The following is a 20,157-nucleotide window of genomic DNA, read 5'->3' as shown; positions in this document are numbered from 1 at the left end:
AACTAACATAGGGGTTGCCAAATGTGTCGAATGCCCCATAAGGTAGCGCTGTCTCATGGACCGTGACAATGCTTTATCGCTGGTTTCGCATTTAGCCACCCGCACCGGGTTGCACGGAGAACAGCCTCCGATGTTAATTGTTGAACCCAAAACAACGACAAGAACTGGAACAGCCACGGCTGGGCATGACGCCCTCCGATCAAAGACAGCGCTGTCTCCAGACGAGGTGCCTACTGTGACAACTGCGACTACTGCTATTTCTTCCCTTGTAGTGATGGGTGTTTCGGGCTGCGGCAAGAGCGCTGTGGGTGCCGAAATCGCACTCAAGAGCGGAGGTCGTCTGATCGAAGGTGATGCCTTCCACCCGCCCGCCAACATCGAAAAGATGAGCGCAGGAACCCCGCTCAACGATCAGGACCGTGCCGGCTGGCTCACCCGCCTGGGTGAAGAACTCGCCGCCGCCCTCGCCCGAGGCGAGCACCCTGTGCTGACCTGCTCTGCCCTCAAGCTGATCTACCGCCAGCGCCTGCGCGACGCCGTTCCGGGGCTGGGCTTCGTTTTTCTGGAACTCACCAAAGAACTCGCTGCCGAACGCTGCTCACACCGTCCGGGCCATTTCATGCCTGCCAGTCTGGTAGACAGCCAGTTTGCAACGCTTGAAGCACCGTACGGCGAACCGCTGACGCTGGTGGTCGATGCGACTCAATCGATCGAAGAGATTGGTACGCAAGCGGCAGCCTGGTGGAAAGACTCCCACGCCTGATAAAGGAGTGAGTGCAAAAGACAGCGCTGTCTTTCACACACTCAGTAAGGATGGCGCTGGTAGCAGCACCTTAGAATAATAACCGGAGAGACACCCATGTTCGGTATGACCCATGAGACGTTCCTGCTCGTCGATGCGTTAGTGACCATTGTCGGCCTTGTGCTGCTGATCACCCAGTTCAAGGTTCACCCTTTCATCGCGCTGACCCTGGCGGCCGGCTTCCTCGGGCTGACCTCCGGGATGCCGGTGGAAAAAGTCATGAAATCCTTCCAGGACGGCTTCGGCGGCGTACTGGGTTTCGTCGGTATCATTCTTGGCCTGGGCACCATGCTCGGCAAATTGATGGCCGATTCGGGCGGTGCGGACCAGATCGCACAGACGCTGATCCGTACGTTCGGCAAGCAGAAAGTCCACTGGGCCATGATGTTCTCGGCCTTTCTGGTGGGCATCCCGCTGTTCTTCGAGATTGGCTTCGTGCTACTGATTCCGCTGGTATTCATCGTAGCGCGTCGCACCGGCGTGTCGATCGTGAAGATCGGTATCCCACTGCTGGCTGGCCTGTCGGCTGTACACGGCCTGGTTCCGCCGCACCCGGGTCCGTTGTTGGCGATCGGTATTTTTAACGCGGACATCGGCAAGACCATTTTTTACGGTCTGATCGTTGCGCTGCCGACCGCCATCATTGCAGGCCCGATCTACGGCAAGTGGATTTCCAAATACATTCCAGGCACCCCCTCGCAGGAATTGATGGATCAGATCGCCAAGGAATCGAGCACCGAGAACTTGCCTGGCTTCGGCATTACCCTGGTGACGATTCTGCTGCCGGTCTTTCTGATGCTGCTCAAGACCTTCGCTGACGTTGCGTTGCCGGAAGGCAACCTGTTCCGCATCTGGATGGACCTGATCGGTCACCCGATCACCGCGCTGCTTGCGGCGTTGCTGCTGGCGTTCTACACCTTCGGCGCGGCGCGTGGCTTCGATCGTTCCAAAATCATGAAACTCCTGGATCAAAGCCTGGCTCCGGTCGCGGCCATCGTGCTGATCGTGGGCGCGGGCGGTGGCTTCAAGCAGATGCTGGTCGCCAGCGGCGTAGGTGACGTGATTGGCCATATGGCGGTGCAGGCGCAGATCAACCCGATCATGCTCGCCTGGCTGGTGGCGGCGGTCATTCGTGTCGCAACCGGTTCAGCGACCGTTGCGACCATCACGGGCGCAGGCATCGTGGCTCCAGTGGTGGGTCTGATTCCAGGCGTGAACCGTGAATTGCTGGTGCTGGCCACTGGCGCCGGCTCGCTGATTCTGTCGCACGTCAACGATGCAGGTTTCTGGCTGGTGAAGCAGTACTTCAATATGACCGTTGCCGAAACCTTCAAAACCTGGACCGTGATGGAAACGATCCTGTCGGTGGTGGGCCTGATTTTCATCATGCTGCTGTCGATGGCGCTGTAAGCGTCAACATTCCTCAACACCTTCGCGGGTGACCAGACCCGCGAAGGTGCACTCCCCTCTTGCAGTCACCTCCCTTTTTAGCCATTCAAGCCTTTGCCCCCGCGGCCGACAACCTGATATGACGCCCATCATGTTGACTTGAGAACCTGTCTGCGCGCTGTTTCCTACGCATGATTACATCTCTTTCATTTGAATTTTCAGAAAGCTCGGGCAATGTCTTAAAGTCATGCCTACGCTTAGGAACAACCTGAAATCAGCGCGCTTGATCGTCTCCAGCACAGTCATGGCACACCCGATTTGCGCACCGCGTCACGTTACTTTTTAGGTTAGGCCAGTAAATACGGGCATTTTCAGGCCAAAACGGGCAGAATTGGCGCGCTCGTCGTATCGGAGATGCAAATCTCGATGACAAGAAAATGAACCGAGGGAATTAAATTCACCACCGCAACGTCTTAGTGACGGATGCATTTGGATGCACTCGGCAACAATCACCACGCAAAGGCAAACGCCAGCCTCTTGAGAGAGGCGTTTTCAAGAGGCCATCAAGGAAAAGATTATGTTGATACTCACTCGCAAAGTTGGCGAAAGCATAAATATCGGTGACGAAATCACCGTGACAATTCTTGGCGTTCAAGGGCTTCAAGTCCGTCTGGGCATCAACGCACCCAAAAATGTGTCTGTACACCGCGAAGAAATCTACAAACGTATCCAGGCGGAATTGGCTCCCAACCAGGACCCACAATAAGTCCCTCGCGCCCCCCCCTTATTCATGCTGATCTGCTCCTGTGGCGGATCATCAGCCGTACGGCGTCTCTCTAGACGCCGTTTTTTATGCCCGCCGTTTACCCGCCCTATCGCGATACGACCATTTGTCACCCGCTCGGAACGTCGTCGAAAAATGACCGGTCGACACTTTGCAAGTACGCATAACAATGCCAGCCCGTAGTAAGCAGTGAGCCGAGCATTCTCTTATCTGGCGACGGAAACGGTGAATGATAATGGTGACTACCAACGAAACCTCCATGAGCGGCAACGCCCATACCAGCAGCACCGCAGGTCAAGACCACCTGCAAGGGTTGCACGACGATAGCCACGGCAACGCAGAAAACGTCACCCAACAGGGAGGCGCACAGTTTGAACAGTACCGCGACAGCGCTGCGCAACAGATAGAGAACCTTGCGCAGAACGCCGAGTCTGCCGCCCGGCAGATGGAGGGCAGCGATACATTGGGAATCTCTGGCTACGTCACCGATGTGGCGCAGAGCATGACACGCCTGGCAGAGAACCTGCGGCACAAAAACGCCGAACAGCTGTTGCAGGATGCGCGCAGGCTGGCCAAGGAAAATCCGGCGCTGTTCATCAGTGCCAGCGTAGCGTTGGGGCTGGGTTTGTCGCGGCTGTTAAAGGCGACCACCTCCTCTACCGCGTCCAGTGCGTCGACCGACACTTCAAGCGGCACCCGCGCCTCCGGACCTTTGTCTATGGACACATCGACGCAAAGCGATCTGACGGATGTCGACTCTTCAGCGCCCTATGACCCCATCAGCCCTTCGGCGCTGGCTGCTGAAGAAATGGTCGCGACCCATCCCCAAGACAACGACGTTCTGCACAGCGCGCGACCCGGAACCGGCATTCCTGACAGTCCGGCTATGACCGAATTCAACGATGATCTGGACGGCGACGTTTCCAGAGATGGCTCAAGCTCCGGTCTGCCCAAAGGAGGCGTGTAATGAGTACACCACCCAATACTCGGCAGGGTTCAAATCCCGAAAACGAAACCTCGGTGCTGAGTCTGATACGCCAGTTGGCCCATGAAGTGCCAGCGCTCGTCACCAAGGAGATGGCGCTGGTCAAAGCGGAATTTCGCGAATCCATTCGTTCCACTAAACAAGGTGCCACGACGGTAGGTATTGGCGCGATCATCATGCTCGGCGGGCTGATCATGGTCCTGTTGGCCGGCGTATATGCGCTCAGTTACGTGATGGATCCGTGGCTGGCAGCATTGATTGTCGGTGTCGCCGCGATGGTCATCGGCTTCTTCATGGTTCAGGCCGGCAACAAGAAGCTGGAACCTTCGAATCTGGTTCCCGAGCGCACCGCAAGCACCCTGCAAAAAGACAAGGACGCCATTCAGAGGAAAGTCTCATGAGCATCGACAGCAGCTTCGACACACCCGAACATTTTGAAGAAGAGTCCCAAAAAAGCCCGGAAACCCTTGAGCGGGAAATCGACCAGCAGCGCTCCAGCATTGGCAATATCGTCGATGCGCTCGAAAAAAAAATGTCGCCTGGCCAATTGGTCGATCAGGCACTGGCTTACGTCAAGGACAACGGCGGGGAGTTCTTCGGCAATCTGGGCAATAACGTCAAGGCCAATCCGGTGCCTGCTGTGCTGACCACGGTGGGTGTGCTCTGGATGATGATGGGCAGCAATCGCACGCCCTATTCATCTTCGACTTCGTCTTCCGGCTCATCGGTATTGGGCAGTGTCAGTGAACGGGTCGGCAGCGTAGCCGGCTCGGTCGGCGACAGCCTGGGCAGCGCCAAGGCACGGGTCGCGGAAACCGTTTCCCACATGAAAGACAAGGCCAGCCATGTGAAAGACAAGACGACGCACCTGACGGGCAGCGTTGGCGATACATTCTCCGGCAATTCCGGATCAGCTCATCATGTGGGCCAGTCACTTCAGGAAACACAACTGCGGATCAAGTCCAGCGCCAGCCAGATGATTCATGAGCAGCCACTGACGCTTGCAGCATTGGGCATTGCCGTAGGCGCTGTGATAGGCGCAGTGTTGCCAGCGACGGAACCCGAGAAACGTATCGTCGATCAGGCACGGGGAAAACTGCGAGGCGCCGGCGGTTCTTCGTCTGCATCGCCTGCGTCAGGCACAGGTTTGGGGTCTGCAACGGCGTCCGGTTCGACGTCCGGCAGCTACAGCAATCAGCAGGGCACTGCGCAGGATGGCAGCACGAGGGATGCTTCTGCGGCCGAACGCCCGACTTCGCCGGGACTGGGTTGAACGTCACCGTATTCTGAAATGTCCCTCAACGAAAACGGCCCCTGTGCGGGGCCGTTTTTTATTAACTTAAAAACTCAAACAAACGCTGCGACGTCACTGCATCTCGGAAAGACGCTGCACGATCCGGTCTTTTACCAGCAGGCGCTTTTCCTTGAGTTTTCTCAGCTCATCATCGCCGATGCCGCCGGCCGGTCCTTTTTCCGCAGCCAGAACCTCAACATCCGCACTGTCGTAGTCACTGAGCAATTGCTGCAATCTGGCATCCTTTCGGCTGCGCTCGACCACCTCGTCTCGGGTCAAGTTCAGGTCCGCGAATAAATCGTGTTTGACTGGCATGAGTAGCACCTCCAAATGACTACTTGAATGCAAGGGCAGCCGCGATGAATCGATACCTCACAGCGGACCCCGAACGCGGCGCGCTTCATAGGCCCTGACATGTGTGCAGGCAAATTTCAGCACGGACAGATCACCTGAAACGACACCCAGAGCGTTACGCCTCACCAGCATATCGCCCAGAATCTGTTCGACCTCGGTGGGTGCACCCCGTTCGATATCTCTCATCATGGATGCCGTGAGCGTCGAGGCTTTCGCAGTCGGCAGCTCGTAGTACCGACGGCTTACTTTCGCGTACAGCGGATAGTTGGCGGCCTCAAGCGCTGCCCGGCCCCCTCGCGGCGGGGAATTGCCCGGCACCTGCAATCAGGCCTGGAAACGGGGTTCCAACTGCATGAAACCGGTCAGGCATGAAGTATCGAATGCAGATGCCTTGTGATGCAATCGTGCGGTGACGGCCTGAATGACCGCTCGACTGGCATCATGGTGAAATTGCCAGACACCGTAGATCTTGCCGTCAAACGAGGGTTCGCTGCCCAACTGCGGATCGGCTCCCAGACCGGCCCCCAAGCCAAATAGATAGAGCCCTTTGAGTCGTCGTCCGTTCTGATCCAACGGGCAACCTGCCTGGTCCGAATCCAGTCCACCCTTGGTTTCACGCAGCGTGATCAAGCTGCCATCGCTGTAGCGCAGGGTGGGCAATCGTGGCTGATACCCGGAGCATTGCACCACCACGCAAGACTGCGCCAAGGCGAGCTTCGCCTTTTCAAGCGCACCGGCCGGACCGTCCTTGGTCTGTAACATCTGAATGCGCACGCCTGTTTTGCCAATACGACCGTTCTTCAACGCTTCGCGACCGATGTCCAACGCCCGATAACGCAAGCCACCGGAGCGATTGATGCGCCCCGACACCGGGCATACATCCAGCTGCGAATCGAACGCGTAGCCCGCTGCCTCGGCATGCCCGGCGCTTTCATAAAACAGTCTGATTCGGGTTCGATGAATCAGGGTCAACTCTTCAAGCCCTGCGAACTCCAGGGCGTCCGCCAGATTTTCCAGCATCGAAAACGCACTGTGTGAGCCACCTACGACGCAGATACGACCGCCACCGGCCAGCGCCAGGGCGAACACTTCACGCAATTGCACAGCGTTCATTCGCAGCAATTGGTCCGCACTCTGGATATTGGTTGCCGGGGACAGCGTAATGCCTTGCTGCGCGAAGCTGTCGATCAGATGTTGAGGGTCCTGACGTCCACCCAGATTGAGTACCAGCGTCTGACAGCGTACGTGCCTGACACAGCCCTCGATCTCCACCCTGACACAAAACTCGTCGTCTTCGCTGATCACATCGGTGATGGTCGTGCTGTGCCAGACTTTCACCCCGTAATACCGCGCCATGTGCTCCAGTACCAATCGGGACGCTTCCACCATCAATTGCCCCACATCCGACAACTGCGGAGCACTGTGGGCCTGGCCACGGATACGCCAATAGGCGGGCGAATATTCCAGAGGTTCGAATATGTCTCGCAGTGCGGGGTCACGCAGGCAGTCGATAAAGACGTCGCCCACCGAATTGGCGGTAATCCGGTACTGACCCAGCACACCCGCCCCCGGCCGGTCACTGGCGTCGATGACAATCAGCCCGCTCGCTGCAATGTCCGCCAGCGTGCCACTTTTCAAGGCGTTGAACAGAAACCCCATTCCAGCAAGCCCCGCACCGCCTACGACACACCCGCAGACTGTTTCCAAAGGTTCTTCAAACATAATGATGCTCCATCGTCATAGCGACACGTTGGTGCACTCCAGAAATGCTGGATGATCGAATACCTGGCCAACACGACGAACCAGCGTCCATGCACACGTTAAAAAGAAGGCACGAGAATAAACAACGCACGCACAGCGTTCTGACGGCACTTGAAAGCGCCGTTCATTTATTACTTCAATTTTTTACATCCAGAATAAGCACCCGTCACAGGGGTTAATACCCTGACGGGAAACACAATGCGCCATGCTACCGCCAGACCTTCAAACCGGAGGTTTCAAGCGGCAGTGTTTTATCAGGAGGGGTGTAACGCAACCGGGTGTACAGCGTGCACTGATAGTTGCAAAGAAACGACGAGGTGTCAAATAACAGCTTGCGCCCTCTTGGACGTTACCGCTTGCCCCTGCAAACCGCTGATTTTAAACGTCGGAAAACGCACGCCGTAAACAGGACGTTCTGCCTGAACGGATAATGCTCCACTCAACGGGTTTTAGATTCTATATGGAACGCATTTAAACCCATAGAAACCCAGCGCCTATCTATTGACAGCGGTGGCACGTTAAAGACGTTTTATTAAATCGTGAACATGGCAAGACAGAGCATTCACTTGCGCCAATGCCCTGCCTGAAAAAGGGATGTCCCGGCCTGCGTTGGTCGGGACAGAAAAGGGTTCAACTCAACGGATGCGGCATGTTCAGGCGTCAGGCAGTGCGGTAGTGTACTTGCGTGACGCCGCTATGGTTCAGCTCGTCACGCAGCTCTGCCACAAGCTGAGAGATATCACGGCTGGTTCTCAGCTTGCCCAACGAAATACCAGTGACCAATAATTCAACGCGTCCGGAAGACGGGTCATTGACCTGCACCGTCATGGAATAATCCGGTGCCACCGTGCAGGTACAACGTAACGGTAAAAAAGCACCCTCGACAATGCTGCGAAGCTCCAGCGTAGACAGTCCACTCGCGATCATTTGCTATCTCCTTATTGATGTAAGCGCTGCCGGACACCGGCAGATTACTAACGCTTTTAACAGTTAACTAATTGAAACGAGGCATACCCTTGCCTGCCAATTAATTGTCGCCACTTACTTGATCCCTGACGTCCTTTATACGCCTGACGCTGCGGACTGATCAATGTACAGCGTAGGTGAATTACCCACCGCTTAAATGTATTTATTTGTAACCGCTGGTTGAAAAAACGATTCACTTTAAGGCTTCAAGCGGCGAAAGGCATGATCTGTATCATTAAAAAGTCTAAGCGCTTTTTCAGGCACAGCCACGGAGCGACGAACGGTCATCAAAACTGCACTTCACAGTCAGATTCCGGACACATTGCTTTACTTAGTGGATGTTCTTATAAAACAGGAAGCACTGGCCACGACGCCTGATCTGCGTCGTGGCCAGTGCGCAGTGCGTCAGTCTACCGAGCGAGGCAGACGAAAATGAATGACCGCCACCCTAGCCCCCTGCTTGTCACGCCGCTCTTCTATCGCATACGGACGAAAATCCATGCGGGGGTAGAACAGCAGGCCCGGAACATTATGGTTGTAACAGGAGGCAATCAGCTCCGTGGCTTCGTGTTTGTCGAAGGCGATGTCCATCATGCAACTGATCATGTAGCGGCCGACACCTTTGGACCTGGCCTTGGGCGCGATTATCACATTGCCCAGCGCGCACCGGCCGCGAAAATCACACCGGGAGAAGTTCGCATAGCCTACCACCTCGCCGTCCATCTCGATCACGATCGAGTCATAGCGGGTTTCCAGCGCGTCGGCCAATTGTGCAGGTGTGAGGGGGTACGTGGCCCGAGGAAACATGTAAAACAGCTCGTCGGCATTCTGGGGCAGCTCACAAATGATCGGGATGTCTTTTTCTTCCAGGGGACGATGTAGAAACATTGAGAGATAACCTCTTGAAGAAATTGAAAAACATGCAGAGCAGGTTAGCTAAGAAACTGCACATCCGGCATCGCCAGACGACGGAAATACAGCGCCCTGACCAGCACAGCATAAGCCCCGGCTATCAAAAAGGGCTAATTCAATAACGAATCAGACTTAAAACCGTAGCTTAGGCGAGCCTACCTGCATTGCCTGGCGCAAGCCTCTGAAAACGTGAGAGTTGCTGACACTGAGCGGTTCAATACGCCCGAACTGTTCCTCGGCCAAACACGGAAAATCGCTAAAAATGTTATAACCGATTGATTTTTATAGCCTTTAACGACTCATTGGCAGCATTCTCCCGCCCTGCCGGTTCTGCCAAACGCTCAACAACACGCCGTGCTGAACCGGTACGCAATATCCTGTAACCGATGTTTCCCGACCACGCTTGCAACGTCTGCGCGGAAACGGCATTTAATCCACGTCGCTTACCGGAACGCATTTTATGCCCTCTTTGTCGTTCGACCATTTCAAGGCACGTCCCTTCAGGTGGCTCTGCATGATCGCGATCATCGTGGGCCTGCCCGTCGGCTGCGCGGTGCTTGAACACAAAGAGCGCGAGCTGGTATTTCGCATCGAACCGGGCACCGCCAGTTGGTACAGCGGCTTGCCCTCCGATGTGCAGGAGCTCGAACTGACGGCCCCCGGCTTCGGCACCTCTCAGAACATCCACGGCTGGTGGTGGCCTGCGCCAGACAAGGACGCCCCAGCAGTTCTGTATCTGCACGGTTCGCGGTGGAACCTGACCGGTCAGCTGTTCCGCATCGAGCAACTCCGGGCGCTGGGCTTTTCGATCCTGGCCATCGACTATCGCGGCTTTGGTCAAAGCATGGGCCAGTTGCCTTCCGAAAAAACCGTCTATGAAGACGCACGCATCGCCTGGGAGCGCCTCAAACAGCTGCAACCTGATCCACAGCGACGGGTGATCTATGGTCACTCGCTGGGCGGAGCCGTGGCAGTGGATCTGGCTGCGGAACTGGGCCGTGAAGCCGACAGCGAGGATGGCCCGGTAGCGGCACGGGGACTGATCATCGAGTCCACGTTCACCAACCTGGCAGACGTGGCTACCGCCATCGCCAATACGTCGCTGCCGGTGCGCTGGTTGCTGTCGCAGAAATTCGACTCGATCGACAAAATCGCCGACGTTCACATGCCGGTGCTCATTGTGCACGGCACCGACGATCGTTATGTGCCTGCCCGCTTCAGTGAAGAGCTGTTCAAGGTCGCCAAAGAACCGAAACATCTGCTGCTGGTGCCAGGGGGCACCCACAACAACAGCATGCGTCTGGGTCAGGAGGCTTATAGCAAGGCGATACAAGCACTTCTGAAAACACCGGCTTCGCTGCCCAAAGCCACTGCACAGGGCGAGGCGCGCCAACACGCAGGCTGATAAGGGCAACCGTTCCAGCGATAGACAGCTGCAATATCACGCGATAGCGTTGAGGCCACCCACTTCCAAGGCTGCGCCATGCATCGCGTGATCAACTATGCGGACTCACACCATCGCTTGGCAGTCATCGAATTGTGGCAGGCGGTATTTGACGACGATGCCCCGCACAACCGTCCGGATCTATCGATCGACATGAAGCTGGCGGTTGGGGACGAACTGTTTTTCGTCGCCGTCCTGGAAGACCGGATTACCGGCACCCTCATGGCCGGTTACGACGGTCATCGGGGCTGGCTGTATTCGGTTGCGGTCGATCCGCAGCACCGGGGTCAAGGCGTTGGAACGTTACTGGTAAGGCACGCCGAACAGGCACTGATCAAGCTTGGCTGCATCAAGATCAACCTGCAGGTTCGTACACGCAACGAGGGCGTAAAGGCGTTCTATGAAACGCTGGGGTACGTTCAGGAACCCATTATCAGCCTGGGCAAACGGATCTTGTCCGGTCTCGATAAAAAACAGTAGGAACACGATACAAACGACGTGAGGCAATTCGCTCATTTACATGAGAATTAATATCAAATTACAATTATTGCTATTCACGTCCTGACAGAGCATTTCTCTTGAGCACCTTCCATCGCCCTCGCCGCCCCGGCCCCTTTCTGCTGTCCGCACTGTCCCTGGCCATGTTGTCCAGCGGTACGGCTTTTGCCGCAGGGGCTGCCACATTGCCCGCGACCCAGGTGTCTGCCGCCACTCAAAACGAGGAAGGCTATAGCGCCAGAAGCACCAGTACCGCCAGCAAAAGTGACGTGCCGCTCAAGGAAGAAGCTCAGTCAGTCAACGTGGTGACACCCCAGACCATCGCCGACTACAACGTGCGCTCGCTGGACGACGCCATGAAGTTCGTCAGTGGCGTCAGCCAAGGCAACACGCTGGGCAATACCAAGGACTCGCTGGTCAAACGCGGCTTCGGGACCAACGATGATGGCTCGATCCTGCGAGACGGCGTGCGCTCGGTGGTGTCGAAAAACTTCAGCGCAACCACCGACCGGGTCGAAGTGCTCAAGGGGCCGGCCTCACTGCTTTACGGCGCGATGGAACCGGGCGGTGTGATCAACGTGATCAGCAAGCAGCCCCAGTATGTCCAGAGCACGACATTGAGCGGTTCGGCGTTCAGTGAAGGCGGCGGCAGTTTCGGCGTGGACACCACCGGTCCGCTGGGCGACAGCGGCTTGGCCTATCGCCTGGTTGCCGAGCGCCAGAGCGAAGATTACTGGCGCAACTACGGCATCGACCAGCACACGCTGATTGCGCCCTCCCTGTCTTGGACCGGTGAGCGCGCCAGCCTCACGCTGGCCTACGAATACAACGATTACCTCAGCCCATTCGACCGTGGCACCGTGTTCAGCGGCGGCCATCCTGCCGACGTCAGCTACAACAAGCGTCTGGACGAGAAATGGGCCAATACCGTGGGCATCAGCGAAACGGCCACCGCGCGCTTCGAATACCAACTCAGCGATGACTGGAAAACCCGCCTGACTTACGGTTGGAACAACGACCGCTACAGCCTTTCCATCGCCCAACCCAGTACCTTGTCCAGCACTGGGGTACTGCGCCGTCAGGCCAATGGCGGGCATTACGATTATGAAACCCGCTACGCCAGCTGGGATTTCATCGGCAAGCAGGAGTTTCTGGGCCAGGAGCACGACCTGTTGATCGGTGCCGAACAAGAAGACTCCGACAAGTTTCGCGGCAAGACGTACCGCAATACCGCGCAGAACGGCTTCAACGTTTTCAACCCGGTCTATGGCAGCCTGGCTGAACCGAGCGTGGTGAGTCCGACCACCAGCAACTTGAGTAGTCAGCTGACGTCGTCCTCGCTCTATGTGAAGGACAACTGGCACCTGAACGAGCGCTGGATTCTGGTACTCGGCGGTCGCTATCAGCACTACGATCAATACACCGCGCAAGGCCTGGGCAACAATCGCGTTACGAACCTGGACAAGAATGATGACGTCTTCCTGCCAATGGCCGGGCTGGTGTTCAAGGTCAACGAAGACCTGTCGTTGTATGGCAACTACAGCCGCTCGTTCGTACCCAACGAAGACGTGAACGATGACGGTACGACCTTCGACCCCGAGGAAGGCCGCAGCTACGAAGTGGGTGCCAAGTACGCCCTTGCCCCAGGCCTGGACTTCAACATGGCCATGTTCGATATCGAGAAGAAAAACGTCGTCACCCCTACCGGAGTAACGGGCGTCAGCGAAGCGGCCGGCAAGGTCGGTTCCAGGGGCGTGGAACTGGACGTGACGGGCCGTATCGCCGAGCGCTGGGACATGATCGGCACCTACGCCTACACCCACACTGAAGTGCTGGATGACCCGAGCAACAAAGGCAACCGCTTGAGCCAGGCGCCCGAACACACGGCCAGCCTCTACCTCACGCATCACTTGCAGGTGCCGTCGAGCATGGGGGATTGGCATGCAGGGGGCGGCGCACGTTACGTGGGCGAGCGCGCCGGTGACGACGCCAACTCGTTCTACATGAGCAGTTACACCGTGGCGGACGCCTTTCTGCGTTGGGATGTACCGATGGCTGGTTACAAGACCCGCCTGCAATTGAACGTGGATAATCTGTTCGACAAACAGTACTACCCGTCCAGCACCGGCAGTCAGCTACAGGTCAACGTGGGCGAGCCCCGCACCGCACGCCTGAGCGCCAGCGTCACGTTCTAACGCCGTTGGGCCGGATAAACGCTGGCCTGCAACCTGATCGAATCATTCCCGTGACGTGCCCACACCCCTCACAGGAATGACCGAATGGGCGACGATCAGTGTCTGATGCGATAGATATTCATGACCTTCTCGTTGAAAAACAGGTATTCGATGGTCCCGATGAATACACTCTTTTCCAACCAGTCGTTGGGCCCCAGTGACACCTGAAACTTTGGCGTGCAGGTGCACTGGTAATGCCCTTCGGAAATGGGCCAGTTGCCGCCCTGTAATTCATCCTGACCCACTTCGTCCATGATCAGGACACCCGAGCTCTCCACGTTAATCAATTCCCCCAGCCGGGTTCGCAAGGTGAAACGTGCATTGAAAAAGGCCAGTTCGCTCGACAGTTCGACGAAAAAATCACTGCCGCCAGACAGCACCGAACCCCGAATGTTCTCTCCCTGAAACTCACCGCCAAGAATGGAACTGTTGCTGCGCAATCCATCGCTGCAAATGCCCATCAGCGTGGGGGCATCGGTCTTCAGGGTGATGGTCAGCACTTTTTCCAACAGGGGCGCCCTGCCGCCCTGAACGTCACGAACGGATGGGTTGCGAGGCTTCTTGAAGTCGATGATGTTCATAGGTCCGCTCACTCCAAGGTTCGGTAAAAACACAATGGTAAGGCGTCAGCAACGGTAGAACTGAAGCATCCGCCTGACGCAGCGGTGATGCAACGGCGTTTATTTGAAGCCTGGTTTCCAGTAAGCTCCACGGAGACGGATTAAATCGTACCGAACGGTTCAGTTTCCGTCTATGTTATTTTGCGTCAGGCATGCAAATGAAGTTTCCCTGAAGGATTGAGGATTCAAATGAAGGTGCGTACTGAAGCTCGCCGTGAAGCCATCATCGACGCGGCAGCAAGCGTGTTCCTCGAAATGGGCTACGAGCGCACGTCGATGAACGAAGTCACCAAACGAATGGGCGGCTCCAAAGCAACGATCTACAGCTACTTCCCTTCAAAAGAAGAGCTTTTTATCGCGGTGGTCAACCGACACGCCACCTCTCACCTGGCCGACGCGGTGTCGGAACTGACGGCTTACAGCGATAAAGTGCCGGACCTGCGTGCAGTTCTCATACGGTTTGGTGAGCGGATGCTGACGGTGCTGATCAATGACAATACCGCGCTGGCCGTGTATCGCATGGTGGTCGCCGAGTCGGGCCGTTCGGACATTGGCATGATGTTCTACGAGTCAGGCCCCCGCCAATGCATGCAGACCGTTTCTACGCTGATGGCCCATGCCATGAAGAATGGGCAATTGCGCGCAGCCGATCCGGATATTGCGGCCCTTCAACTCACTTCGTTGTTGACTGCAGAAACCGAGATACGGCTTTATCAGGAGTGCCCGATGCCCCTGAGCTTCGCGCAGATTCATGTGATGGTTGAACGAGCCGTCGACACCTTTCTATCGGGCATGGGTCAACGCTGAGTTCACAACACTGTGTCGCTAAATCCGGCATATCGGCCGTATTTCTTCTGCAAAGACTTGCCTTCGAGCCACCGCGTATTTCCAGCCATGCACTCATTCGGGTGGCCGGCGCGGTTTATATGGCAGGCATCATCAAGAAAAACCCCGAGCAGGCGATAGTCTTCTTACCTATCACGGAGAAGGCTCATGATTTTGCGCAAGCTGAACCTCGCACCCCGCTCGGCTTTATGCTTTGGTTTTTTCTGCCTCATGATCGTTGCCCTAGGCGTGCTGTCTTTACGCCAAGCCTCGATATTGAACGAGGCGGAAAAATTCATTGAAGAAAACGTGCTGCCCAGCGTGAAACTGATGGGCTCGTTAGACCGGGAGTTTGTCGGCATTCGCGGTAATAACGCACGCCTGCGTAACCCGATCGAACCTCAAGAGCGAAAGACCAAAGCCCTGAGCGATATCCAACAGGCAAGGACAGTGATCGCCAGCTACACCAGTGCCTTGAGCAAGCTGATCGTGACGCCCCAAGGTCGCAAGGCGTTCGATGAACTGACCAAAGCCAATGCCGACTACCAGACCAATCAGGATCGTTACCTGGCGTCCGTGGCTGCCGGCGACCTGGAAACCGCAGTGGCGATTTCCAATAATGAAATGAAGAGCGCGGCTGATCTGGTAGAAACGTCTCTCAAAAACCTTATTGCCATCAACGACGGCAAAGCAAAGAGGTCCGGTGAAAGTGCGGACGCCGCCTATAACCAGACTCTCTGGATGGTCGGTCTGTTTATCGCCGTGGGTGTCCTCACCACCCTGGTGCTGGCCTGGATGTACACCCGCAGTCTGACCGGCCCTATTAACGACTCCCTGGAAATTGCCGAGCGCATTGCAGCCAACAACCTGAGCATGGACATCAAGGTTGACGGTAGCGACGAAGCCGCCAAACTGATCGCAGCGCTGGCGACCATGCAGACCAATCTGCGCAGTGCGCTCACATTGATTGGCGACTCCTCGACTCAACTTGCGGCCACGTCGGAAGAAATGCATGCAGTGACCGAAGACGCCTCACGCACCATTCAACGTCAGACCAACGAAATCGAAATGGCGGCCACAGCGGTCAACCAAATGAGCGCGGCCGTCGAGGAAGTGGCCAGCAACGCCGCGTCGGCTTCGCAAGTCACCTCGCAGTCCAGTACCGCGGCGATAGCCGGGCGTGCGCAGGTGGATGAAACGGTGACTGCGATCAACCTGATGGTTTCCAAGGTTCAGGTCACCTCGACCGAGGTACAGGGTCTTGCGGTCATGGCAACCGACATCAGCAAAGTGCTGGATGTGATCCGGGCCATCGCCGAACAGACCAACTTGCTGGCGCTCAACGCTGCCATCGAAGCGGCCCGTGCCGGTGAAGCCGGTCGAGGCTTCGCCGTGGTCGCCGATGAGGTGCGTGCATTGGCGCACCGCACCCAGCAATCGACCCGCGAAATCGAGCAGATGGTCAGCTCTATCCAACTGGGGACAGGCAACGCCGTAACAGCGATGGAGCAGACCAGCTTCCAGGCCCAAAAAACCCTCGACATGGCCAATGGCGCTGGCAAAGCCTTGCTCGACATCACAGACTCCATCAGCCAGATCAACGAGCGCAACCTCATGATCGCCACGGCTGCCGAGGAACAGGCGCAGGTCGCACGTGAAGTGGACCGCAGTCTGGTCAGCATTCGCGACCTGTCCAGCCAGACGTCCGAAGGCGCCGGCCAGACCGCTGTCGCCACGGCAGAACTGACCAAGCTGGCGTCTGACCTCAGCCGTCTGACCAAACAGTTCCGCGTCGTCTAAGCCCCCTCTCGCTTCACCGGGAACTCAGGTTCCCGGCTCCCCCTAAATACCATTCCCACGGCCTCGACACCTGTCCTGCTTGTCATGCACCCGGCGCTCGACTAAGTTGTACGACGACAGATGAACGTCAATCTGCCACGCTGCCGTCAAGGCACGCTTCGACAACCCACCTGACAATGACAATAAGAAGGAACGTGTATGAGAAAACTCAAACTGCTCGTAGGATTTGTGTGCCTGTTCACAGGCTATGTGGTCGCCGCACCGTCCGATGAGGCGGATGTCGCGCAAGCCGTGGACAAGCTGACCCAAGCCATGTGGCACAAGGATATAGCGCAACTGCAAGCGCTGACCGCCGACAACCTGACCTACGGGCACTCCAGCGGCAACATCCAGGACAAGCAGGCGTTCATTGCCGACATCGAAACCGGCAAGAGCGCATTCAATGACCTGAAAATGCTCAACCAGAAAATCACCCTGTCCGGCGACGTCGCGATGGTTCGCAACCACTTTTCGGCACAGGCCGTGAACAGCGGAAAAGTGGTGCCAACCGAAATCGAAAACTTCCAGATATGGCAGAAGCAGAAAGGCCAGTGGCTGCTGATCGGCCGTCAGGCGTTCCGCTTCTGATCATTAGCCTGTAACACACTGATCCCACAGGAGTGACGCCTGTCACTCCTGTGTACCAAACATCGCCGTCCAGTAAATGCCTGCATCACTCTTGGGATCGGTCGCATAGGCCGCGCCCAGTTCCCGAAAGCCTGCGTTCATCAGGTTGGCACAATGCCCGGGGCTGCCAAGCCAGCCATCCACGACCTTGCGCGCTGTGTCTTGTCCTGCGGCGATGTTCTCACCGACCTGTTGACCGATGTAGCCAGCCAGTTCAGCGCGGTCGCCGGGGGTGCGGCCTTCGCGGTCCTTGTGGTCGAAGAAATTATGGTTGGCCATCGCTTGGGAATGACTTTGAGCTGCCGTACCCAGCGTGGCGTTCCAGGTCAGCGGTGTGGTAGCCGTAAAAGACTGGGCTCCACACTGGCGCGGCGCAGCGCGGGCCACGTTGATCATTTCCAGAATTTTCTGGCCCTCGGCCTGCGAATCACCCAGACGTGCCGCCACCAGCGAGCGCGCCAGTACGATGCGCCAGTCGCGGCCCTCCCGGCTCACACCGATGTCAATGAACTGCGGATCCAGTACCACCTGGCAGAAGCTTTCCTGCACGGCCTTCAACGCCGATGGTGCATCGCGCGGCCCGGAAAGGCTGATGGCTTGCACCGTGACCATCGGGTAGGAGGCCCGCGCCAGCGACTGCTGAAGGTCAACACTGCCACTGGCTGGCAGCACCAGGCGAGAATCGCTCACCAGCGGCGGCAGTTCCATCGACACCTGATCCCCACAGCGCTGGGCCACGCCACGCCACGCATTGAGCGACTCGATCAATTGCGTTTCATCAGAGGCCAGCGACGGTTGGGCGGCAAGCACCCCAAATGACAGTATCGCTACGCGTAAGACGGACGTGATGGATACCATGAAAATCTCCGGAAAATTGAGAGCGCCTATCATGCGCGACCTCACCCGGTGGGGTGCAACTGCTTTTTGAGGTTGTTACAGCGTTTACTGGCCAGTCAGCAAGCAAAGAGCCTCAACCGCCACTTCACGGTGGGAGGCTTTTTGTCGGCGATGGCTCCTGCCCTCTCTTCCACATCGACTAAAGAAACGCATCGCTGGCAAGCGCTCACATGGCTGCAGATTCAGCGTTTCTTCAGCAGGTGATGGTTATCTGCGCCGTCAAATCTTGAACTGCGCCACCAACGTATTGAAGGATGTTGCCAGGCGCGACAGCTCCTGACTCGATGCGTTGGTCTGGTCGGCACCGGCCGCGCTTTGGGTCGAGAGGTCCTGAATGTTCAGCAGGTTGCGGTCCACTTCGCGGGCCACTTGAGCCTGCTCTTCAGACGCCGAGGCGATCACCAGATTACGTTCGTTGATGGTGACCACCCCCTGGGTGATTTTCTCCAGCGCAGAACCCGCACGCAGTGCCAGCTCTTGCGTATTGGTGGCCAGCGACAGGCTCTTGCCCATTGCGGCGACAGCGCCGTCGGCACCGGACTGCACCGTGCTGATCATGCCTTCGATTTCCACGGTCGAGGCCTGGGTACGATGAGCCAGTGCGCGAACCTCATCAGCCACCACCGCAAAGCCGCGGCCCTGTTCACCGGCACGTGCCGCTTCGATGGCCGCGTTGAGCGCCAGCAGGTTGGTCTGTTCGGCAATGCTGCGGATCACATCCAGCACCTTGCTGATCTCACGTACATGCCCGGCCAGCTCGGAAACGGCCTCGGTCGACTCGGTGATCTCGTGCACCATCGTCGTAATGCCCTTGACCGTATGATCCACTTGCCCGCGACCGTCGACGGCATCTTCGGTGGCGGCCTTGGACGCCTCAGACGTCGACACAGCGTTGCGCGCCACCTCTTCAACGGCAGCCGTCATCTGGTTCACGGCGGTCGCCGCCTGCTGGATTTCATCGTTCTGACGAGTCAGCCCACGGGTGCTTTCGTTGGTCACGGCGCTGAGTTCTTCTGCCGCCGAGGCCAACTGATCAGAAGCACTGGCGATCTGTTGAATGGTGTTCTTGAGGCCGCCCTGCATGTTTGACAGTGCATCGAGCAGCAACCCGGCTTCATCGCCACTGGTCGACACGATCGGCTGGGTCAGGTCACCGCCAGCGATGCGCTGGGCGCTGACAACGGCAACAGCCAGCGGACGGGTGATCATGCGGGTGATGAAGATACCCAGCAGAATCGCCACGATGAACGCAATCACGACGCCGACTTCCAGCATCATCACGGATTTGTTTCTCAACTCGGCAGCGGCTATTGCGCCTTCCTTGATCTGGCGATTGTTGGAGTCGATGATGGTCCGCAGATAAGCGCGAATTTTCACAAACCCTTCGGTGGACAGCGTGTTGAGGCGGGTCCTGGCGTTCTGCAGATCACCGGCCCTCATCATCTCGACCACTTGCTGGGAACCGGCAACGTAGGCAGGCAACATCTGCTCAAGCTGATCGCCCGCCACGCGCTCGTCGTCTTCGAGCGGCGTCGCACGATAAGTGGCAAACACTTTCTGAGCGCGAGCCAGGTCATCGGCCAGCGCCTGGCGAACACGCTCCTTGTCAGTTTCCGATACGCCACCATCCTGTGCATCGAGCAGGCGATACAGGCCACGGTTGTGTGCGGTCATGCTGGTCAGCGTTTCGTTGGTGTTGCTGACTGAAACCAGGTTGTTGGAGAACGTCTGTTCCAGCGAATTGCCAAGACGGGTCACGCCCGTCATGCCCAACCCACCCACAGCCAGTGTAATAAGCGCACAGATGATGAACGCCGAGAGAAGCTTGGTCGAAAACTTGAACTGACGCAGGATATTCATAGGGTGGACCGTTGCAAGATGAGGGATCACGACTACGCTGAAATGATTTTGCACTCAGCAATGATG

At 57.1% G+C, this 20,157-nt stretch carries 20 protein-coding genes; 12 read left to right on the top strand and 8 right to left on the bottom strand.

The genetic code is table 11. The features are described from left to right. Window positions 1-274: 274 nt before the first annotated feature. The 6 genes from ALP40_RS03530 to ALP40_RS03505 all read left to right on the top strand — a co-directional run bounded on the left by ALP40_RS03530 (window position 275) and on the right by ALP40_RS03505 (window position 5,233). Window positions 275-763: a gluconokinase gene (locus tag ALP40_RS03530; protein WP_122206900.1), complete on the top strand. Its 489-nt coding sequence runs from the start codon at window positions 275-277 to the stop codon at window positions 761-763. Between the two features lie 96 nt (window positions 764-859). Then, on the top strand, window positions 860-2,212 hold the full coding sequence (locus ALP40_RS03525; protein ID WP_122206899.1) for a GntP family permease: 1,353 nt from the start codon (window positions 860-862) through the stop codon (window positions 2,210-2,212). Window positions 2,213-2,768: 556 nt separating this feature from the next. After that, window positions 2,769-2,957 carry a carbon storage regulator CsrA gene (csrA, locus tag ALP40_RS03520; protein WP_002554157.1) on the top strand — a complete coding sequence of 63 codons (189 nt, stop codon included), beginning with the start codon at window positions 2,769-2,771 and terminating at the stop codon, window positions 2,955-2,957. Window positions 2,958-3,210: 253 nt separating this feature from the next. Then, a complete protein-coding gene (locus ALP40_RS03515; RefSeq protein ID WP_147478291.1) occupies window positions 3,211-3,942 on the top strand; it encodes a hypothetical protein in 732 nt (243 codons plus the stop codon). Next, a complete protein-coding gene (locus ALP40_RS03510) occupies window positions 3,942-4,361 on the top strand; it encodes a phage holin family protein (RefSeq protein ID WP_122206897.1) in 420 nt (139 codons plus the stop codon). The genes ALP40_RS03515 and ALP40_RS03510 overlap by 1 nt, the downstream gene beginning before the upstream one ends. Then, complete coding sequence (locus ALP40_RS03505; RefSeq protein ID WP_122206896.1) at window positions 4,358-5,233, top strand: DUF3618 domain-containing protein; 876 nt, start codon at window positions 4,358-4,360, stop codon at window positions 5,231-5,233. Before ALP40_RS03510 ends, ALP40_RS03505 begins: the two co-directional genes overlap by 4 nt. Before the next feature lie 93 nt (window positions 5,234-5,326). On the opposite strand, the gene ALP40_RS03500 is transcribed toward ALP40_RS03505, so the two are convergent. The 5 genes from ALP40_RS03500 to ALP40_RS03480 all read right to left on the bottom strand — a co-directional run bounded on the left by ALP40_RS03500 (window position 5,327) and on the right by ALP40_RS03480 (window position 9,223). After that, entirely contained in the window at window positions 5,327-5,569 is a 243-nt protein-coding gene (locus ALP40_RS03500; protein WP_122206895.1) for a DUF465 domain-containing protein, read from the bottom strand. 57 nt (window positions 5,570-5,626) lie between these two features. Continuing rightward, a complete protein-coding gene (locus tag ALP40_RS03495) occupies window positions 5,627-5,926 on the bottom strand; it encodes a ketopantoate reductase family protein (RefSeq protein WP_259640671.1) in 300 nt (99 codons plus the stop codon). Between the two features lie 6 nt (window positions 5,927-5,932). After that, on the bottom strand, window positions 5,933-7,330 hold the full coding sequence (locus tag ALP40_RS03490; RefSeq protein ID WP_122206893.1) for a pyridine nucleotide-disulfide oxidoreductase: 1,398 nt from the start codon (window positions 7,328-7,330) through the stop codon (window positions 5,933-5,935). Window positions 7,331-8,029: 699 nt separating this feature from the next. Next, a complete protein-coding gene (locus ALP40_RS03485; RefSeq protein ID WP_122206892.1) occupies window positions 8,030-8,296 on the bottom strand; it encodes a DUF1652 domain-containing protein in 267 nt (88 codons plus the stop codon). Between the two features lie 444 nt (window positions 8,297-8,740). Continuing rightward, entirely contained in the window at window positions 8,741-9,223 is a 483-nt protein-coding gene (locus ALP40_RS03480; RefSeq protein ID WP_122206891.1) for a GNAT family N-acetyltransferase, read from the bottom strand. A gap of 484 nt (window positions 9,224-9,707) precedes the next feature. Here ALP40_RS03480 and ALP40_RS03475 point away from each other — a divergent pair, with 484 nt between their 5' ends. From ALP40_RS03475 to ALP40_RS03465, 3 genes are all read left to right on the top strand, one after another. Next, the gene (locus tag ALP40_RS03475; protein ID WP_259640670.1) at window positions 9,708-10,652 is read left to right on the top strand and encodes an alpha/beta hydrolase; all 945 of its coding nucleotides are present in this window, start codon (window positions 9,708-9,710) and stop codon (window positions 10,650-10,652) included. A 78-nt stretch (window positions 10,653-10,730) separates the two neighbouring features. Beyond that, on the top strand, window positions 10,731-11,171 hold the full coding sequence (locus ALP40_RS03470; RefSeq protein ID WP_122206890.1) for a GNAT family acetyltransferase: 441 nt from the start codon (window positions 10,731-10,733) through the stop codon (window positions 11,169-11,171). A gap of 161 nt (window positions 11,172-11,332) precedes the next feature. Further along, entirely contained in the window at window positions 11,333-13,384 is a 2,052-nt protein-coding gene (locus ALP40_RS03465) for a TonB-dependent siderophore receptor (RefSeq protein ID WP_258197788.1), read from the top strand. Between the two features lie 95 nt (window positions 13,385-13,479). Here ALP40_RS03465 and ALP40_RS03460 read toward each other — a convergent pair whose 3' ends face one another. Continuing rightward, on the bottom strand, window positions 13,480-14,004 hold the full coding sequence (locus tag ALP40_RS03460; RefSeq protein WP_122206888.1) for a DUF3237 domain-containing protein: 525 nt from the start codon (window positions 14,002-14,004) through the stop codon (window positions 13,480-13,482). Between the two features lie 228 nt (window positions 14,005-14,232). Here ALP40_RS03460 and ALP40_RS03455 point away from each other — a divergent pair, with 228 nt between their 5' ends. From ALP40_RS03455 to ALP40_RS03445, 3 genes are all read left to right on the top strand, one after another. Continuing rightward, window positions 14,233-14,850 (top strand): TetR/AcrR family transcriptional regulator, encoded by a 618-nt coding sequence (locus ALP40_RS03455; RefSeq protein WP_122206887.1) that lies wholly within the window; start codon window positions 14,233-14,235, stop codon window positions 14,848-14,850. A gap of 186 nt (window positions 14,851-15,036) precedes the next feature. Beyond that, complete coding sequence (locus tag ALP40_RS03450) at window positions 15,037-16,668, top strand: methyl-accepting chemotaxis protein (RefSeq protein WP_122206886.1); 1,632 nt, start codon at window positions 15,037-15,039, stop codon at window positions 16,666-16,668. A gap of 198 nt (window positions 16,669-16,866) precedes the next feature. Beyond that, on the top strand, window positions 16,867-17,295 hold the full coding sequence (locus tag ALP40_RS03445) for a nuclear transport factor 2 family protein (protein ID WP_122206885.1): 429 nt from the start codon (window positions 16,867-16,869) through the stop codon (window positions 17,293-17,295). Between the two features lie 42 nt (window positions 17,296-17,337). Here ALP40_RS03445 and ALP40_RS03440 read toward each other — a convergent pair whose 3' ends face one another. After that, the gene (locus ALP40_RS03440) at window positions 17,338-18,192 is read right to left on the bottom strand and encodes a CAP domain-containing protein (RefSeq protein ID WP_122206884.1); all 855 of its coding nucleotides are present in this window, start codon (window positions 18,190-18,192) and stop codon (window positions 17,338-17,340) included. A gap of 258 nt (window positions 18,193-18,450) precedes the next feature. Further along, on the bottom strand, window positions 18,451-20,091 hold the full coding sequence (locus ALP40_RS03435) for a methyl-accepting chemotaxis protein (protein WP_122206883.1): 1,641 nt from the start codon (window positions 20,089-20,091) through the stop codon (window positions 18,451-18,453). Window positions 20,092-20,157: the final 66 nt, after the last annotated feature.

This window comes from Pseudomonas viridiflava (assembly GCF_003702045.1).
GTDB classification, from domain to species: Bacteria; Pseudomonadota; Gammaproteobacteria; order Pseudomonadales; family Pseudomonadaceae; genus Aquipseudomonas; species Aquipseudomonas viridiflava_C.
The sequence above is the reverse complement of the archived record's forward strand: the minus strand, read 5'-3'. Positions and strand labels throughout refer to the sequence as shown.

What these genes read in the sequence shown, in the direction of transcription:
- ALP40_RS03530 (WP_122206900.1), top strand. Translation starts at nt 275, where the DNA reads ATGGGTGTTTCGGGCTGCGGCAAGAGCGCTGTGGGTGCCGAAATCGCA.
- ALP40_RS03525 (WP_122206899.1), top strand. Translation starts at nt 860, where the DNA reads ATGTTCGGTATGACCCATGAGACGTTCCTGCTCGTCGATGCGTTAGTG.
- csrA (WP_002554157.1), top strand. Translation starts at nt 2,769, where the DNA reads ATGTTGATACTCACTCGCAAAGTTGGCGAAAGCATAAATATCGGTGAC.
- ALP40_RS03515 (WP_147478291.1), top strand. Translation starts at nt 3,211, where the DNA reads ATGGTGACTACCAACGAAACCTCCATGAGCGGCAACGCCCATACCAGC.
- ALP40_RS03510 (WP_122206897.1), top strand. Translation starts at nt 3,942, where the DNA reads ATGAGTACACCACCCAATACTCGGCAGGGTTCAAATCCCGAAAACGAA.
- ALP40_RS03505 (WP_122206896.1), top strand. Translation starts at nt 4,358, where the DNA reads ATGAGCATCGACAGCAGCTTCGACACACCCGAACATTTTGAAGAAGAG.
- ALP40_RS03500 (WP_122206895.1), bottom strand. Translation starts at nt 5,569, where the DNA reads ATGCCAGTCAAACACGATTTATTCGCGGACCTGAACTTGACCCGAGAC.
- ALP40_RS03490 (WP_122206893.1), bottom strand. Translation starts at nt 7,330, where the DNA reads ATGTTTGAAGAACCTTTGGAAACAGTCTGCGGGTGTGTCGTAGGCGGT.
- ALP40_RS03485 (WP_122206892.1), bottom strand. Translation starts at nt 8,296, where the DNA reads ATGATCGCGAGTGGACTGTCTACGCTGGAGCTTCGCAGCATTGTCGAG.
- ALP40_RS03480 (WP_122206891.1), bottom strand. Translation starts at nt 9,223, where the DNA reads ATGTTTCTACATCGTCCCCTGGAAGAAAAAGACATCCCGATCATTTGT.
- ALP40_RS03475 (WP_259640670.1), top strand. Translation starts at nt 9,708, where the DNA reads ATGCCCTCTTTGTCGTTCGACCATTTCAAGGCACGTCCCTTCAGGTGG.
- ALP40_RS03470 (WP_122206890.1), top strand. Translation starts at nt 10,731, where the DNA reads ATGCATCGCGTGATCAACTATGCGGACTCACACCATCGCTTGGCAGTC.
- ALP40_RS03465 (WP_258197788.1), top strand. Translation starts at nt 11,333, where the DNA reads ATGTTGTCCAGCGGTACGGCTTTTGCCGCAGGGGCTGCCACATTGCCC.
- ALP40_RS03460 (WP_122206888.1), bottom strand. Translation starts at nt 14,004, where the DNA reads ATGAACATCATCGACTTCAAGAAGCCTCGCAACCCATCCGTTCGTGAC.
- ALP40_RS03455 (WP_122206887.1), top strand. Translation starts at nt 14,233, where the DNA reads ATGAAGGTGCGTACTGAAGCTCGCCGTGAAGCCATCATCGACGCGGCA.
- ALP40_RS03450 (WP_122206886.1), top strand. Translation starts at nt 15,037, where the DNA reads ATGATTTTGCGCAAGCTGAACCTCGCACCCCGCTCGGCTTTATGCTTT.
- ALP40_RS03445 (WP_122206885.1), top strand. Translation starts at nt 16,867, where the DNA reads ATGAGAAAACTCAAACTGCTCGTAGGATTTGTGTGCCTGTTCACAGGC.
- ALP40_RS03440 (WP_122206884.1), bottom strand. Translation starts at nt 18,192, where the DNA reads ATGGTATCCATCACGTCCGTCTTACGCGTAGCGATACTGTCATTTGGG.
- ALP40_RS03435 (WP_122206883.1), bottom strand. Translation starts at nt 20,091, where the DNA reads ATGAATATCCTGCGTCAGTTCAAGTTTTCGACCAAGCTTCTCTCGGCG.